The sequence below is a fragment of the Halomonas mongoliensis genome, assembly GCF_052496345.1.
Genome location: NZ_CP199288.1, coordinates 2,620,736 through 2,638,063 on the forward strand (window position 1 = coordinate 2,620,736; position 17,328 = coordinate 2,638,063).

The following is a 17,328-nucleotide window of genomic DNA, read 5'->3' on the forward strand; positions in this document are numbered from 1 at the left end:
GAAGTTCCTGCCTGCCGGAGAAACTTTCACCTCTCCAGGAGAAGACGGCCGCCAGCTCCGACGCGTAGATTCCAGGCTTGCAAATCATTACATGCCTTGACCGGCAAGTTGGCCGCTTCACGCTGCTGACAGGGAGCCCAGGAGCCGGCATTTCGAATCGACCGAAGCCTCCTACCTCTCCCCCTCAACACCCTGTGGTGGGGGAGTGCGTATCTCTGATTCCCTTGAGTGTCGGAAAAAGGTGCTGAGTCCCGCCAAGCCAGCCGCGGCGGAGCCAGATAACCGGAATAACACTTCGCAGGTGGACATGAACAAGGTCTTTAGAATCATCTGGAACCGCACCCTTGGACGTCTGGTGGTGGCTTCCGAGGCTGCGCGCTCCCAGGGGAAATCTGGTGTCGAGCATCTTCAGGTAGCTCCGATGGTGGCGATTAACACCCCCCCGATGGGGAGGCTTCGTCCCTTGGCCCTGGCGATAGGGCTAGCCGCCGCAGGGGCTGCAACCCCCGCGGCCATTGCCCAGGACGCTACCTACGACAATGTCACGGTCAATAATCAGCTGGTCGTGTCCGGTACGGCTATCCTCAGTGCCTTGGAGGTGAGTGGAAGCGCCGCTTTTGACGGCCCGCTTACCGTGGGTGGTGTGAGTGTTGCCACAGCCTCGGATATTGATGGCCTGGATACACGGGTCGGTGTCAATGAAGCGGCTATCACCGGGCTGGATGGCCGGGTCGACGCCAACGAGACCGCTATCACCGGGTTGGATGGCCGGGTCGATGCCAACGAGACCGCTATCACCGGGCTGGATGGCCGGGTCGATGCCAACGAGACCGCTATCACCGGGCTGGATGGCCGGGTCGGCGCCAGCGAGACCGCTATTGCCGGGCTTGATACGCGGGTCGGAGACAATGAATCTGCGATTGCGGCCGTAGAGGCTACGGCTAGTGCGGGCTGGGATATCAGCGCAGAGGGTAACGCTGGAGAGAATGTGGCCCCGGGTGGCGCAGTCGACTTCAGCGGCGATGGCAATATCGAAGTTGGCCGGGATGGGACTAATCTGACCTTCAGCCTCGCCGATGAGATCGAAGTGGCAAGCGTGTCTGCCGGGGATGTCACCCTTGGCACCAGCGGGCTGACCATCTCTGGCGGTCCGAGTGTCACAAGCGGTGGAATTGATGCTGGAGGGCAGAGAATCACCAATGTCGCTGCTGGTGATCTGAGTGCCGACAGCACCGACGCCATTGTCGGCAGCCAGATCTTCGATCTGTTCATTGAGGAAGGGGCCGGCGGCGTACGCTACTTCCGTGCGCGCTCGGCGCAGCCGGATTCCGAGGCCCTGGGTAATGAATCCATCGCCATCGGGCCCAATACGGTGGCCGAAGGAGAGAGCAGCCTTGCCGCTGGTGATGGTGCCAGGACGGCGGAGACGGCGGCAGGCGCCATTGCACTGGGTGAGGGGGCCTCGGTGGGCACCGAAGACGGGGCGGTTGATGATGGCGAAGGTTCCATTGCCATCGGGCGTGACAGCCAGGCAAGTGGCACCCGTACCCTGGCACTCGGGGATGGCGCTGCAGTAGAAGATGAACGCGTGGAAGATGCCATGGCGCTCGGTACCGGTGCCGTTGTCAGTGGAATGGAAAGTGACCGCGCCCTGGCCGCCGGCTTCGAGGCGAATGCCAGCTCGGCGGATGCTACCGCGGTGGGCGCCTCGGCTAGCGCCAGTGGTGGCAGTTCGACCGCCCTGGGTGCCGGTTCCGATGCTTCCGGAGGCTCCAGCATTGCACTGGGGGACAATGCCTCGGCCAGCGCTGGCGGTGCGCTGGCTGCAGGTGCTGGCTCCGTAGCCGCCACGGCCGATAGTATCTCGTTAGGCACCGGGGCAGGGGTTGGCACCCTGGGTGATGCAGGCGGTGACCGGACCGACCATATCGCCATCGGCAGGGCTTCCGGACAGAGCGTGGCCGGCAACCAGAACACTGCCATCGGTCTGCAGGCGGGTAGCAGCGTCGAGGGTGATCAGAACGTGGCGATTGGCACCCGGGCAGGCCAGGGGCTTTTGGGTAACCGCAATGTGGCCCTGGGCCACGAGGCCAACCTCAATGCAGGAGCGGTGGATCGCGCTACGGCCATCGGTGGTCAGACAAGCGCCGCCAGGGATGCTGTAGCGGTGGGCTACGAGGCCGAGGCCGAGGATAGCGGCGTTGCACTGGGGACCAATACATCCGCAGGTAGTGCCGCGGTAGCCCTGGGGCGCAATGCCGAGGCGGAGGGCGGCAGCGTGGCGCTGGGCGCCGGATCTGCCGCTGTGAGCAGCGATGCCGGCGGAGCTGGCTATCTGACCGGTAGCAGTTTCAGTGATGGAACCGTGGTCTCCGTGGGCAATACCGAGAGTGGCCAGAGCCGGCGCATCGTCAACGTTGCCGATGGTGCCCAGGACCTGGATGCGGTCAACGTTGGTCAATTGAAAGGGGCCCAGCAGTCGGTTGCAACGCTGATAGGTGGTGGTGTTGTGCTGAACCCTGACGGCACCTACAGCCCTATCACGGTTCAGAATACCGACGGCGATGACGTGACCTTTACTACGGTTGTCGAGGCCATAGGGGCTGTCACAAGTGGCGAAGTCGATATCCTTCCCGTCGATGCCGTTCGCTACAACGCCGAAGGTGGCATCAGCAATCTCTCTGCAGGAGTCAACGCCACCGATGCTGTCAACGTCGAGCAGCTCAACGAGGCGGTTGCGGAAAGTGGTGTCAAGTACTTCAGCGTCAACTCTACTGAACCCGCCAATCGCGACAATACTCTGGCCAGCGGGACTGACGCCCTGGCCATTGGCCCTGCTACCAGTGCCGATGGTAGCTCTTCACTGGCTGCTGGCCACCTGGCAAAAACAGTCGGTGATCAGAGTGTGGCACTTGGATACAGGGTCGAAGCCCTTGGGAATGAGTCGACGGCGATCGGCAGCAGAAGCGAGGCCTATGGCGATGGGGGCGTGGCAATCGGTCAGCGGGCAGTGAGCGAGGGGGAAAACTCCATTGTGATCGGGACCCGAGCCGAGGCTGACCCCAAGGCCGATGGCACGGTGGATAATGCCATCGTTATCGGCACTGAGGCCGAAGCCACCGCCGATAATGGCATCGCCATTGGCGAAAGGGCGTTGGCATCCGAAGACCGTGCTGTCGCCCAGGGCTTCAATGCCGAGGCCAGCGCCGAGGACGCCCAGGCACACGGGAGTCGTTCCCGCGCCACCGGGGTCAGTTCCCAGGCCAGCGGCACGGATGCCCGTGCCAGCGGTGTCAATGCCCAGGCCAGCGGTACCGATGCTCGCGCCAGCGGCACCAGCTCCATCGCTACGGGGACCGATGCGCGCGGCTATGCCAGCGATGGTATCGCCATGGGTACCGGTGCGCGGTCTGGCCTTGCCAATCCGCTTCCCGAGGAGGCATTTCGCAATACCAATGGCATCGCTATCGGCAACAGTTCTCTGGCTGATAACCGCAATGCTTTGGCGCTGGGCGTCGAGGCTCAGGCGCGGGAAGAGTCATCGACCGCACTGGGCGATAGTGCCGAAGCCACGGCCGTTGATGCCCTGGCCGTGGGTAGCTCGGCGCGTTCCACGGCCGGAAGTGCTTCAGCGCTTGGTGAAGGCGCAGAGGCGACCCATGAGCGCTCCGTTGCCCTGGGCGCTGGCTCAACGACCTCGGCACCCATAGGTACCAGCGGGGCCACTATCGACAAGGTGGATTACAACTACGCGGGTGCCGATCCCGTTGCCACGGTCAGCGTTGGCAGTGAGGGTGAAGAACGTACTATTACCAACGTGGCCGCAGGGCGCGTGAGTGCGGCCAGCACCGATGCCATCAACGGTAGCCAGCTGTACGGTACCAACATGGCGTTGGAATCACTGGCCGATGACCTGGATACCGCGGGAGCCTCCGTGGCCGATGTGTTGGGCGGCAACGCGGCCTATGACCCGGAGACCCACCAGGTCACCACCAGTAATGTGGGCGGAACCGGAGAGGATACCGTTCACGATGCCATCGAATATGCCGCTCAGGGCTGGGATGTCAGTGCCAATGGGGCCGATAGTGAGAATGTTGCTCCGGGCGGTTCGGTCGACTTCAGCAATACCGACGACAATATCGTTATCGCGCGCGACGGTACCGATCTGACCTTCGGTCTGAGTGATGAGCTGGAGATAGCCAGCAGCATCACCGTTGGCGATACCGTTATCGATGGAGACAGCCTCGCCACCAGTAACCTGGATGTCGGTGGCGGGACCTTCGTCGTGGAAGGCGATAACGTCACCTATGGGGGCAATGAGGTTGCCACCCAGGCGGATGGTCTGAGCTTTGCCGGCAATACTGGCGGCACTATCGACAAGACCCTCGGCGATAGCTCGCCGCTGACTATCTCGGGCGGCCTCGCATCCAGCGAAGCCTCCAGCGGCGCCAACCTGCGTGTCGACAGCGACGGCGACCAGCTGAACCTGGTGATGGCCCGCAACCTGACCGATCTGGACAGCATCACCATCAACGATGGGCCGGTGATCGATAGCGCGGGTGTCACGATCGGTGACGTCAACCTGGACGACAGCGGCCTGACGATCGCCGGTGGCCCGAGCGTGACCGACGCCGGTATCGATGCCGGTGATCAGGTGGTCAGCAACGTGGCGCCGGGCGTTGACGGCAGCGACGCGGTGAACGTGGATCAGCTCGGCGAGGTGAGTGAAGTCGCCAACCGTGGCTGGAATATCAGCGCCAATGGAGAAGACGAGCCAGCGAATGTGGCTCCGGGCGGCACAGTGGACTTCGCCAGTAGCGATGAGAACATCGTTATCACTCGCGATGGTACCGACCTGGACTTCGCGCTGGCTGACGACCTGACCGGGCTGGAGAGCATCGGGCTGAATGGCATCGATGGAGCGGACGGTCTGACCATTCGTGGTGGCGACGGCGCGCCGGGCACGCCAGGCCTGGACGGCGAAGACGGCATTACCCGCATCATCTACGAAGGTGCCGACGGCACGCCGTACGAAGTCGCGACCATGGATGATGGGCTGGTGTTTGCCGGCAATACTGGTGACGACATCGCCAGAAAACTGGGCGAGACGCTGACCATCTCCGGTGAGCTTGAGGAAGGTGAAGACGCCACTGGTGCGAACCTGCGTGTCGACAGCGACGGCGACCAGCTGAACCTGGTGATGGCCCGCAACCTGACCGACCTGGACAGCATCACCATCAACGATGGGCCGGTGATCGATAGCGCGGGTGTCACGATCGGTGACGTCAACCTGGACGACAGCGGCCTGACGATCGCCGGTGGCCCGAGCGTGACCGACGCCGGTATCGATGCCGGTGATCAGGTGGTCAGCAACGTGGCGCCGGGCGTTGACGGCAGCGACGCGGTGAACGTGGATCAGCTCGGCGAGGTGAGTGAAGTCGCCAACCGTGGCTGGAATATCAGCGCCAATGGAGAAGACGAGCCAGCGAATGTGGCTCCGGGCGGCACAGTGGACTTCGCCAGTAGCGATGAGAACATCGTTATCACTCGCGATGGTACCGACCTGGACTTCGCGCTGGCTGACGACCTGACCGGGCTGGAGAGCATCGGGCTGAATGGCATCGATGGAGCGGACGGTCTGACCATTCGTGGTGGCGACGGCGCGCCGGGCACGCCAGGCCTGGACGGCGAAGACGGCATTACCCGCATCATCTACGAAGGTGCCGACGGCACGCCGTACGAAGTCGCGACCATGGATGATGGGCTGGTGTTTGCCGGCAATACTGGTGACGACATCGCCAGAAAACTGGGCGAGACGCTGACCATCTCCGGTGAGCTTGAGGAAGGTGAAGACGCCACTGGTGCGAACCTGCGTGTCGACAGCGACGGCGACCAGCTGAACCTGGTGATGGCCCGCAACCTGACCGACCTGGACAGCATCACCATCAACGATGGGCCGGTGATCGATAGCGCGGGTGTCACGATCGGTGACGTCAACCTGGACGACAGCGGCCTGACGATCGCCGGTGGCCCGAGCGTGACCGACGCCGGTATCGATGCCGGTGATCAGGTGGTCAGCAACGTGGCACCCGGCGTTGACGGCAGCGACTCGGTGAACGTGGATCAGCTCGGCGAGGTGAGTGAAGTCGCCAACCGTGGCTGGAATATCAGCGCCAATGGAGAAGACGAGCCAGCGAATGTTGCTCCGGGCGGCACAGTGGACTTCGCCAGTAGCGATGAGAACATCGTTATCACTCGCGATGGTACCGACCTGGACTTCGCGCTGGCTGACGACCTGACCGGGCTGGAGAGCATCGGGCTGAATGGCATCGATGGAGCGGACGGTCTGACCATTCGTGGTGGCGACGGCGCGCCGGGCGCGCCAGGCCTGGACGGCGAAGACGGCATTACCCGCATCATCTACGAAGATGCCGACGGCACGCCGTACGAAGTCGCGACCATGGATGATGGGCTGGTGTTTGCCGGCAATACCGGTGACGACATCGCCAGAAAACTGGGCGAGACGCTGACCATCTCCGGTGAGCTTGAGGAAGGTGAAGACGCCACTGGTGCGAACCTGCGTGTCGACAGCGACGGCGACCAGCTGAACCTGGTGATGGCCCGCAACCTGACCGACCTGGACAGCATCACCATCAACGATGGGCCGGTGATCGATAGCGCGGGTGTCACGATCGGTGACGTCAACCTGGACGACAGCGGCCTGACGATCGCCGGTGGCCCGAGCGTGACCGACGCCGGTATCGATGCCGGTGATCAGGTGGTCAGCAACGTGGCACCCGGCGTTGACGGCAGCGACGCGGTGAACGTGGATCAGCTCGGCGAGGTGAGTGAAGTCGCCAACCGTGGCTGGAATATCAGCGCCCAAGGTGGCAGTGAGACCAATGTTGCGCCTGGCGGCAGCGTCGATCTGAACAATGCCGATGGCAATCTCGTTCTCACCAAGGTCGATGACAGCAACGACGTAACCTTCGACCTGGCCGAGAACATCGATCTGGGCGAAGACGGCAGCGTCACCACCGGCGACACCGTGTTGAATAATGACGGGGTAACCGTGGCTGGCGCCAGCAGCAATGACCCCAGTACCACCATCGGTGCCGGCAGTATCGAGGTGGCCGGTTCTGGAGCGACGCCCAACACCGTCATCATCGATGGCGAGGCCGGTACCGTGAGCGGCCTGACCAACCAGACCCTCGACGCGCCGGACTTTGCCGATGGCTCCGGTCGCGCCGCGAGTGAAGAGCAGTTGGAGCTGGTCAACCAGACGGCGAATGCCGGCTGGAACCTGACCGGTTCGGGGGCGGATGCCGTGAACATCGGCCCCAACGGGGCGGTGGACTTCCGGGGCGACGCCAACCTCAGCGTGGCGCAGAGCGGCATAGATGACGATGGACAGATCGATATCACCCTGAACCGTGATCTGGACCTGGACAGCGTCACCACCGGCGACACCGTGATGGATAGCGCCGGCGTGCGTATCGGTGATGTTGATGGCGACGGAGCCAGCACCGAAGTCGGTGCGGGTACAATTATCCTGGCAGCCAACCCGACCACGGGGCCGGCTAACGAGGTCATCATCGATGCCAACACTGGCACGATTGGCGGGCTGACCAACCGTGACTTCGACCCGGATAGCTTCGTCAGCGGCCAGGCGGCGACCGAGGACCAGCTGGGTCAGGTCTACACCGTGGCCAACGCCGGCTGGAACGTATCGGTGGGTGGAGAAGGAGCCCTGGAGGACGGTAGCAACAATGTCGGCCCCGAAAGTGTGGTGGACTTCAGCAACACCGACGGCAATATCCTCATCGACCGCGACGGCACCGACCTGGCGTTCAGCCTGAACCCGGAGCTTGATCTGGGCGAAGAGGGGCGCGTCACCATCGGTGGTACCGTGATGGATGATGATGGTGTGCGGGTTGGTGACAACGTTCAGCTTGGCGAAGACGGACTGGTCATCGCCGGTGGCCCGAGCGTGACCGACGCCGGTATCGATGCCGGTGATCAGGTGATCACCAGCGTCGCAGCGGGTGAGGTAAGTGAGACCAGCACCGATGCCATCAATGGCAGCCAGCTCTATGCGGTCCAGAATATCGCAGAGTCAGGGTGGAGCCTGAGTGGCTCTGGTGAGAACGCGGTGAATATCGGCCCCAATGGAGCTGTGGACTTCCAGGGTGACAGCAACATTACCGTCTCCCAGGCTGGTGTGGATCAGGACGGCGTGATCGAAGTTGCCCTGAACGACTCCATCACCCTGGGTGAGGGCGATAATGCGGTCACTGTGGATGGTGAGAATGGCCGGGTCAGCGTGGGTGACACCATCATGAATGGTGATGGCATAAGCGTTGGCGACGATGTTCACCTGGGCAGTGCCGGCCTGGTGATCAATGGTGGCCCGAGCGTGACCACCTCTGGTATCGATGCCGGTGGCATGCGTATCACTAACTTGATGGCAGGCGTGGAAGCCACCGACGCGGTGAACGTGAGCCAGCTCAACGAAGGTGTGGCTGCGGCCACGACCGAGGTCACCGCTGGCAGCAATATCAGTGTCAGTGAGTCGACTGGCGACAATGGCCAGACCATCTACACCGTGGAGACCCAGCGCGATGTGAACTTCGACAGCATCGAGGTAGGCACCGTCAATATCGACCAGAACAACGTCGATGAGAATGGCAACACGATCATCACCGGGGTAGGCCGCGGTGAAGTCAGCGAGAACAGCACCGATGCGGTGAATGGTAGCCAGCTGTGGGATGTCCAGCAGGAGCTGGGAGACATCAATGAGTCTCTTGATGGCGGCATGAATTTTGCTGCTGATGAAGGCGATGCGGTCAACCGCCGCCTGGGCGACACCATGGCGGTGAGCGGCGATGACAACATCACCACCCGTACAACCGGCGATGGAGTACAGGTGACCATGAACCGGGACCTGGATGTGGACAGCGTGACCACTGGCAGGACCACGGTCAGCGATCAAGGGGTGACGATTGACGGCGGGCCGAGCATGACCGTCGATGGTATCGATGGTGGAGGTATGCGTATTACCAATGTAGCGCCTGGAGTCGACGCAACTGATGCCGTCAACGTCGGGCAGATGCAGGAGCTTAACCAGCGCTTTGCCAACGAGATAAATAACGTGCATGGGCGTATTGACAACGTCGAGAGGAACGCGAATGCCGGTACGGCGAGCGCGCTTGCGGCTGGTACTGTCCCTCAGGCCTGGATGCCAGGAAAGAGCATGGTCGGCGTGGGTGCCGGTACCTATGAGGGTGAGTCGGCCGTTTCCGTGGGCGTGTCGCGTCTCTCGGACAATGGACGTTGGATCATTCAGGGCAAGGTCACCGGCGACTCTCAAAGCAATTTCGGCGCTGGTGTCGGTGCTGGTTGGCACTGGTAAGGAGATAACTGTGAAAATGTTGAACTCTCACTCGGTGTTCAAGGCGGCCCTCTGGGCCGCCGGCATCGCCGGCGTTACGATAGTGGCGGGCTGTGCCAGCCCACCGAGCAACGACCGCACGGAGATCCGCGAAGCGGGGGATGGTTTCCCCGCGCTGGATGGCAACTGGTATGACGGTGGCCGTTTCATTGAACCGAATAGCATCCTGCGCATTCGCGAGGGGCAGTCCAAGGATCAGGTGCGCCAGCTGATAGGCAACCCCCACTTCAGCGAGGGTTTCTTTGGAGTTAGCGAGTGGAACTATGTATTCAACCTGTACACGGAAGAAGTGGGGGGAGACTACATTACTTGCCAATACCAGGTAGCGTTTGATGATGATATGGTGCTGGAGAGTACCCGCTGGCGCGATGCTCAGTGCCCGGAGCTGCTGGTGTCCGTCGAGGATAAAATCGAGAATAAAGAAGGCGAGACGCTGGTGCTTTCCGGTGACGTGCTGTTCGATTTCGACAGCGATGAGCTAACGTTGGAAGGCCGTCGCGCGCTTGAGCGTGTGGCGCAGTCGGCGCATCACGATTTCGAATCTCCTGGCATGACGATTGTCGGCTACACAGACCGCTTTGGAAGCGAAGCCTATAACCTGAAGCTTTCGCAGTCTCGAGCAGATACGGTGGCAGACTATCTCGCCAATCGAGGCATCAACCGGAGTAACATTCATACCTTCGGGCGTGGTGCCGCCGATCCGGTGGTCGAGTGTCCAGGTGCAGTGGCCACGCAAAGCGTGACTGATTGCCTGCGGCCTAATCGCCGTGTGGAGATCACGACTCGCGAGCTCACGCACTGACAGCGGATATCCCGTCCAGAGGCCATCGGCGTTGGGAGCTTGGCGCTGATGGGTTGCTTAATCATGTTGACCAGTACCCGGCATGCTCAGGCATGCCGGTGTTTTGTTTAGGGCAGAGATCCAATGAGAGTGAAGTCTTGGCTGGGAGTGGCGTTGCTCGGGGCTAGCGCCTTTGTGTATGCCGATCACGAAGCAGGGCTTGTCGAGTTTCGTCAGGGAAATTTCGCATCGGCGGTGCATGAGTGGAGGGAGGCTGCCGAACGAGGCGACGGTGAGTCGCAGTTTGCCCTGGGAAGGATGTTCGAAACTGGTAGCGGTGTTCGAGAGAGCCTGGGTGACGCCTACAAGTGGTACAGGCTAGCCGCAGATAATGGGATAATTGATGCACAGGTCAGGGTGGCTGAGCTTTTTCTGAGCGGGCGCATTGAAAATCGTGGGCCGGAAGACGCCGCCGAATGGCTGGAGCGTGCGGCCGACTCAGGCCATGCGGCTGCCCAGTTTCAACTGGGGCTGATGTATCTGGAAGGGTTTGGTGTCCGGGAGGATGCCGCAGTAGCGGCACGTCGGTTTGAGCAGGCAGCCGACCAGGGGCACGCTCCAGCGCAGAACAATATTGGCAGCCTGTATGAAAACGGGAGAGGTGTTGACCAGGATTTCTCACGTGCCTTCGAGTACTTCAGTCTGGCGGCGAGGCAGGGGGACGCCATGGCACAGAATAACCTGGGTGCCCTCCATGCCAGGGGGCGAGGCGTGGAGCGCAACCATGCATGGGCAGTCTTCTGGTTCACCACCGCGGCACGCAACGGAAATGATGTTGCCAAGGAGAACATCAAGGCCAGCCTGTCGAACCTGCAGAGTAAGCAGATTGCGGGCAGCCGTGTAAATATCCGCTCCGGTGCCGGTACTCAACATGCCCCGCTGACGCAGCTTTCACGGGGTGAGAGGGTGTATGTTCTCGGTGCAGGCGATGGTTGGAGCCAGGTCTACTTCGAGGTACAGGGAGAACCACACCTGGGATGGATCTCTTCCAGCCTGATCCAGTGAGGCCGTGAAAAGCAGTCGGGCCAACAGAAGGTTGCCAGTGTCGCTACTTCATGTATTGGTCCTGGTGCGGACATTGTCGGGGCAGTCATTCTCCGGCCCACAGGCAGGGGGAAGGCCTCTCAGAGACGGCGCTGGAAGCCGGCGCGAATCTGCTGACGGGCATATTCCCAGCGGCTGGCGGGGGAGGGCGCCGGGGCCTGCTGAGGCAGCGCCTCGATGGCGTGCTGCAGGGCGTCGAGGATAACGGCCAGATGCCGGTGGCAGTGGGAGGAGTCCAGCCCGCCCGGGCAGCGCTCGAGCAGGGCGTCGCACGCTTCGATCGCCGGGACCAGGGCCCGCTCGGCCTCATCGCTGTCGCTGGCCAGCGTCTGGCACTCCCTCAGCTCCCGGGAGAGCATCATCAGCATCCTGGTGTCGAGCCAGCAGGGCATGCTGTCGCTGGCCTTGCCGGCCATGGAGTTCTTGATGGCCCGGAAGGAGACCTGCAGGAAAACCGCCATATAGTAGGCCTTGGGCTTTTCTGCATGCATGAAGAACTCCTTCCTGAAAACAAGAACTATTATCAATTCTGCGCCGTGCCGTCTCCGCGGTCAAGGGTTCGACCGGTCAGGCGCTGATCAGTTTCGCCCGGCTGGTGCCGTTGCCCAGGGGCTCCACCTGTATCTGTACCGGGATGCGCTCATGCATCTCCTGGACGTGGGAGATCACCCCCACCCGGCGGCCCAGCGCCTGAAGGCCGTCCAGGGCCTCCATGGCCAGGGCCAGCGACTGGGGGTCGAGGCTGCCGAACCCCTCGTCGATAAAGAGCGACTCGATGGTGAGCTCTCCGGAGGCCATGGAGGCGAGCCCCAGGGCCAGCGCCAGGGAGACCAGGAAGGTTTCGCCGCCGGAGAGCGAGTGCACCGAGCGCTTCTCGTCGGCCATGTCCAGGTCCATCACCAGCAGGCCCAGCTCGCTGCCGCCGCGGCAGAGCCGATAGCGTCGGCTGAGGCCGGCCAGGTGAGCGTTGGCGTGCTCCAGCAGCTGCTCCAGGTTGTAGGCCTGGGCGATGCGCCGGAACGTCTTGCCGTCGGCGGAGCCGATCAGCTCGCTGATCCGGCCCCAGCGGCGGTACTCGCCACGTGCCGCTTCCAGCTCGGCCTGCCCCGTTCGCTGGCGCTCACGGCGGCGGTCGTCGTCGGCCAGCGCAAAGGCGGCGGCGTCCCGGGCCCGCTGGGCCTGGGCCAGCTCTGGTGCCAGGGCCTCCAGGGCCTGAACGAGAGCCTCCCGGCGCTGGCGCAGGGGCTCGCCCAGTGCCTCGGCGAGCAGCGCCTCGTCGCTCTCTTCTTGCACCCCTTCGATCAAGCCCTGGCCGCGGCGGTGGCGCAGCAGGGCCTCGCGGCGTTCGGCCAGGGTGGCGGCGGCGCGCTGGCGCTCTGCCTCGGCCGCCTCGATCGCACGCTCCTGCCGGCGGGCCTCGTCGTCGCTCTGGGCCAGCAGCCGCGCCAGGGTAGCGTCATCCAGCTCGGGGTGATGCCCGCGCCACTCGGCCAGGGATCGGGCGAGCCGGTCCCGCTCCTGCTGCAGGGCGGTGAGCTGTTCCTCCTGGTGCGCGAGCCGCTGGGCGAGACGCTGCTGCTCCCGCTCGGCGTCGTGCCGGCGGGTGAGGGCGCTATCCCGGGCCTGGCGGGCCTGGGTCTCGGCGGCGTCCAGACGCTCCTGCCAGGCCTCCGGCGTGGCGTGGTCGCCGAGCAGGGCGCGCAGGGCCCGCTCGCTCTCGTCGCGCTGGCGCTGACGCTCCGGCAGGCGCGCCTCCAGCTCGGCCAGCGGCTTCTCGGCGCTGGCCTTCTCCGATGCCAGGCGAGTGAGCGCCAGCTCACCCTGGTGCAGGGAAGCCTCCAGGGGGGCCAGCTCGGCCTCGGCCCGCTGCAGCCGCTCCAGGTGCTCCCGGTGAGCGTTGCGCTGCGCGAGGCTCTGCTCGCGCTGCCGGCTCAGCCAGGCCTCGCGCTCCTCGGCGGCCAGGGCGGCCAGCTCCGGGTGCAGGGGATGGGCCGCCAGGGCCTGGCGCGCCGCTTCCCACCTCGCTCGGACGGCCGGCTGCTCCGCCTGCAGCTGCTGGCGGGTATCCCGGGCGACCTTGTACCGGGCCTGCAGCTCCTGATGGGCGTTCAGCGCCGCCTCCTGGGCCTGGCGCGCTGCAGTGAGCGCTTGCTCCTCCTCGGCCTGCTGGGCGGCGAGCTGGGCCGCCTCGGGGCTGGCGGGCGGCTGCTGGCGCCAGGGGTGGTCGAGGCCGCCGCAGACCGGGCAGGGCTCGCCCTCTCGCAGGGCGTCGCGCAGGGTGGCCACGCTCTCGCTTCGGGCGGCCCGGGCCTGGGCGATAAAGGCCTCGAGGCTATCCCGTTGGGCCTGGCACTGTTCGAGCTGCCGGCGGGCGGCCTGGCCGTCCCGGGTCAGGGTGGCCAGCTGCGCCTCGGCCTCGGCAAGGCGCGCCGCCAGGGTATGGTGGGCCTGCTCGGCCTGGCGGGCCTCGTGCCAGGCGGCCTGCAGTTCGCCCAGGGCCAGGTAGCGAGTGGCGGCCGCCTCCTGGGCCGCTTGAACGGCCTGGCGAGCGGCGTGGTGGTGTGAGTGCTCGCCCACCAGCTCGGCCAGGGTTTCCTGCCATTGGCGCTGTTCGGCCTGGCGCTGCTGCTGGTCGTCGCGGGCCCGATGGTATTCGGCCTGGAGACGGGCGGCCTGCTCCCTGGCCGTGGTCAACTGGGTTTCCAGCTCGGCCAGTTCGCGCCCGCGCTGGCTCAGGGCATGCTGCTGCGTCCTGGCCTCGTTGAGGGCGGGCTCCGCCTGGCGGCGAGCCGCGCTGGCTGCCTCCAGGGCGCTGCTCGTCCGGTCGTGGGCGGCCGCGGCCCCCCGGGTCTTGGCCTCGGCCTCGGCCAGCGCCTGGCGAGTCGACGCCAGGGCGCTCTCCCGGCTGGCGATCTCTTCCGGCAGCTCGGCCTGGCGGCGCAGGGCGTGGCGCTGGGGAGCGATCTGTCGGCGCCACTCCTGCTCGGTGCGCTGGGAGGCCAGGGCCTGCCAGGCGGCTTCTGCGGCCTGTTGCCGTGTCAGGCCCTCGGCGTGGGCCGCCTGGAGGCGAGCATCGTCGTCGAGCCAGAGCTGTCGGGAGTGAAGCGACTCTGCCCGGCCCTGCAGGTGAGTGAGGGCTTGCTGGGTAGCCTCGGCGGCGCGCTCGAGCTCGGCGCGGGCCTCGGGCTCGGAGGGCAGGTCGTCGGCGAGCTTCGCCTCCAGGGCCTCCACGGCGCGCTTCGCCTCGCCGGCGCGGCGGAAGGCGGCTTGCGAGATCCGCGAGTACTCCTCGGTGCCGGTGAGGCGCTCCAGCAGGTCGCTTCGGGCGTTGTCGTCGGCCTTGAGGAAGGCGGCGAACTCGCTCTGGGCCAGCAGCACGGCCCGGGTGAACTGCTCGAAGCCGAGCCCCAGCCGCTCCGGCAGCAGGCGGTCGAACTCCCGCTTCTGGGTGGTCAGCAGCCGGTCGGCGTCGAGGTCGCGCAGGGACTGCTCCGCGGCCTGCAGGCGGCCGCTGGCCTTCTCCCGGGCGCGGCGCACCGCCCAGCGGGCGCGATAGCGGCGGCCGTCCCGGCCCAGGAAGTCCACCTCGGCATAGCCGCTGGCGGTGCCGCGGCGCAGCAGGGTGCGGGCATCGCTGGTGGTAAGGCGGGAGTCCGGGGTGTCGTCGATCTGGCTGTCCCGGCTGGGCGCCAGGCGCAGCCGCGGGGTGCTGCCGTAGAGCGCCAGGCAGAGGGCGTCGAGCAGGGTGCTCTTGCCGGCGCCGGTGGGGCCGGTGATGGCGAAGAGGCCGGCGTCGCTGAGCGGCGGCGCGGTGAAGTCGAGCGCCAGCGGGCCGGGCAGGGAGGCCAGGTTGGCCAGGCGCAGGGCGAGGATCCTCATGGGCGGGCCTCCTGGCAGTGGTTTGGGCCCTGGGCGTCATTCAGGGCGTCACCGTCCAGCACCTCCTGGCGCAGGCGGTCGAAGTCGGCCAGCACGTCGTCGTCCGGGGGGGCCTTCCAGCGCTCCTCCCAGGTCAGGGCGAAGAGCTTGCGGGGGCCCAGGGCCTCCAGCTCCATCCTGGCCGGCGCCGTGGCGTCTTCTCCCCGGGGCAGGCGGCGCTCCAGGCGCAGCAGGCGCACCGCCTTGCCCGCCAGGGCGGCGTCCACCCGGGCGCGCAGGTCGGGAATGGGGGCCTCGAGCTCGACCCGCACCTCCAGCCAGGGCCAGCGCTCGCGCTCGAGGGCGGGGTCATCCTCCAGGGCCTCGAGGGCGGCCAGCACCTCCGCCAGGGGGGCGGGGCCGATACGCCACATGGCCACCGGGCGCGGCACGGGAATCGGCCGCGCCTCGCTCAGGGTCTCGCCGTCGAGGTGCACCTCCACCACCTGGTGGGCGTAGTCCACCTCGCTGAAGTCCAGGGGCAGGGGGCTGCCGCTGTAGCGGATACGCGCCTCGCCCACCTGCTGGGCCCGGTGCAGGTGGCCCAGGGCCACGTAGGCGATCTCGGCGGGGAAGAGGGCGGCGGAGATCGATTCCTCGCCGCCGATCACGATGGGCCGCTCGCTGGCCTCGGAGACCGCCGCGCCGTGGAGGTGGGCGTGGCTCATGGCCACCAGGGCCTGGCCGGGGTGGCGGCGCTGGAGTGCCGCCTCGACCAGCTGGCGGTGCACCCGGCTGATGCCGGCCACATAGTCATTCGAAGCGGTGGTATTCGAAGCAGGAGCGTCGGGGACGTCGTCGGGGGCGGGCGACGCTTCCTCCTTCACCAGGGCCGCACCGGTCACCTCGGCGGGGCGCAGGAAGGGCAGCGCCAGGCACCAGGCGCGGGTCTCGCCGGCGGCGTCGGTGAGGGGGACCAGCAGGCGGTCGGCGTCCAGGCGGCCGTCGTCCAGCCAGCCCACCCGGCCCAGGGCGTGGGTGCGCAGGCGGCGCATCAGCGGGGCCGGCAGTTCGACGCGGTTCCCGCTGTCGTGGTTGCCGGCGATCAGCACCATGTCGAGGCGCGGCAGCCGCTCGTGGGCGGCGACGATAAAGTCGTAGAGCAGCTCCTGGGCGGCAAGCGAGGGGTTGACCACGTCGAAGATATCCCCGGCCACCAGCAGGGCGTCGGCCTGGCGCTCCACCAGGGTGTCTAGCAGCCAGGCGAGAAAGGCGCGGTGCTCGGCATGGCGCTCCTGGCCGTGGAACGTCTGGCCCAGGTGCCAGTCGGCGGTATGGATCAGCTTCATGGTGGTCTCCCTTCCTGCCGGTATCCGGAAGGCGATAGTCTACGCCACTCGCAAGCGGCTGTTCAGGAGCCCCCATGCCCAGCGTTTTCCTTCATGACTGGAACCTCTCTCCGGCGGAGGCCATCGCCCTGCAGAAGCGCCTGGCCGGGCGCGTGGAGCGGGAGGACCGCCTGGGCGAGGTGCGCCATATCGCCGGAGTGGATATCGGCTTCGAGCAGGGCGGGACGATCACCCGGGCGGCGGCGGTGGTGCTGGCCTGGCCGCCCCGGGCACCGGGGGCCTTCGAGGTGGTGGAGCAGGTGGTGCATCGCGAGCCGACGCGGATGCCCTATATCCCGGGGCTGCTCTCCTTCCGCGAGGTGCCGGCGGCGCTGGGCGCCTTCGGGCAGCTGAGCCGGCGGCCAGACCTCGTCATGGTGGACGGCCAGGGCGTTGCCCATCCGCGCCGGCTCGGCGTGGCCAGCCACCTGGGGCTGTGGCTCGACCTGCCGACCATCGGGGTGGCCAAGTCGCGGCTCTGCGGGCGCCACGGGGAGCCGGGGCCCGCGCGGGGCGACTGGACGCCGCTCACCGACGGCCCCGACGACGAGCTGATCGGCGCCGTGCTGCGCTCCCGGGTCGGCGTCAAGCCGCTCTTCGTCTCGCCGGGGCACCGGGTGTCGCTTGCCACCGCGCTCCGTTGGGTGGTGGGCTGCCTCGGGCGCACCAAGCTGCCGGAGCCGACCCGGCTGGCCGACCGCCTGGCCTCCCGGCGGGGTCAGGCTGCTAATTTTATTTAAGGGTCT

Annotated in this window: 7 protein-coding genes; 4 read left to right on the top strand and 3 right to left on the bottom strand. The window is 65.8% G+C overall.

The genetic code is table 11. The features are described 5' to 3' along the window. Window positions 1-307: 307 nt before the first annotated feature. The 3 genes from ACRYRV_RS12350 to ACRYRV_RS12360 all read left to right on the top strand — a co-directional run bounded on the left by ACRYRV_RS12350 (window position 308) and on the right by ACRYRV_RS12360 (window position 11,297). Window positions 308-9,412, top strand: coding sequence for a YadA-like family protein (locus tag ACRYRV_RS12350; RefSeq protein WP_444984961.1), 9,105 nt, complete (start codon window positions 308-310; stop codon window positions 9,410-9,412). Between the two features lie 16 nt (window positions 9,413-9,428). Next, the gene (locus tag ACRYRV_RS12355; RefSeq protein WP_309635696.1) at window positions 9,429-10,253 is read left to right on the top strand and encodes an OmpA family protein; all 825 of its coding nucleotides are present in this window, start codon (window positions 9,429-9,431) and stop codon (window positions 10,251-10,253) included. A 123-nt stretch (window positions 10,254-10,376) separates the two neighbouring features. Next, entirely contained in the window at window positions 10,377-11,297 is a 921-nt protein-coding gene (locus tag ACRYRV_RS12360; RefSeq protein ID WP_309635441.1) for an SH3 domain-containing protein, read from the top strand. A gap of 119 nt (window positions 11,298-11,416) precedes the next feature. On the opposite strand, the gene ACRYRV_RS12365 is transcribed toward ACRYRV_RS12360, so the two are convergent. From ACRYRV_RS12365 to ACRYRV_RS12375, 3 genes are all read right to left on the bottom strand, one after another. Continuing rightward, window positions 11,417-11,827 (bottom strand): hypothetical protein, encoded by a 411-nt coding sequence (locus ACRYRV_RS12365; RefSeq protein ID WP_309635442.1) that lies wholly within the window; start codon window positions 11,825-11,827, stop codon window positions 11,417-11,419. A gap of 76 nt (window positions 11,828-11,903) precedes the next feature. Further along, a complete protein-coding gene (locus tag ACRYRV_RS12370) occupies window positions 11,904-15,215 on the bottom strand; it encodes an AAA family ATPase (RefSeq protein ID WP_444984959.1) in 3,312 nt (1,103 codons plus the stop codon). Next, complete coding sequence (locus tag ACRYRV_RS12375; RefSeq protein WP_444984958.1) at window positions 15,212-16,543, bottom strand: exonuclease SbcCD subunit D; 1,332 nt, start codon at window positions 16,541-16,543, stop codon at window positions 15,212-15,214. The genes ACRYRV_RS12370 and ACRYRV_RS12375 overlap by 4 nt, the downstream gene beginning before the upstream one ends. 74 nt (window positions 16,544-16,617) lie before the next feature. On the opposite strand from ACRYRV_RS12375, the gene nfi reads away from it, so the two are divergent. Beyond that, window positions 16,618-17,322 carry a deoxyribonuclease V gene (gene nfi, locus ACRYRV_RS12380; protein WP_444984957.1) on the top strand — a complete coding sequence of 235 codons (705 nt, stop codon included), beginning with the start codon at window positions 16,618-16,620 and terminating at the stop codon, window positions 17,320-17,322. The last annotated feature ends 6 nt before the right edge of the window (window positions 17,323-17,328 follow it).

What these genes read in the sequence shown, in the direction of transcription:
- ACRYRV_RS12350 (WP_444984961.1), top strand. Translation starts at nt 308, where the DNA reads ATGAACAAGGTCTTTAGAATCATCTGGAACCGCACCCTTGGACGTCTG.
- ACRYRV_RS12355 (WP_309635696.1), top strand. Translation starts at nt 9,429, where the DNA reads ATGTTGAACTCTCACTCGGTGTTCAAGGCGGCCCTCTGGGCCGCCGGC.
- ACRYRV_RS12360 (WP_309635441.1), top strand. Translation starts at nt 10,377, where the DNA reads ATGAGAGTGAAGTCTTGGCTGGGAGTGGCGTTGCTCGGGGCTAGCGCC.
- ACRYRV_RS12365 (WP_309635442.1), bottom strand. Translation starts at nt 11,827, where the DNA reads ATGCATGCAGAAAAGCCCAAGGCCTACTATATGGCGGTTTTCCTGCAG.
- ACRYRV_RS12370 (WP_444984959.1), bottom strand. Translation starts at nt 15,215, where the DNA reads ATGAGGATCCTCGCCCTGCGCCTGGCCAACCTGGCCTCCCTGCCCGGC.
- ACRYRV_RS12375 (WP_444984958.1), bottom strand. Translation starts at nt 16,543, where the DNA reads ATGAAGCTGATCCATACCGCCGACTGGCACCTGGGCCAGACGTTCCAC.
- nfi (WP_444984957.1), top strand. Translation starts at nt 16,618, where the DNA reads ATGCCCAGCGTTTTCCTTCATGACTGGAACCTCTCTCCGGCGGAGGCC.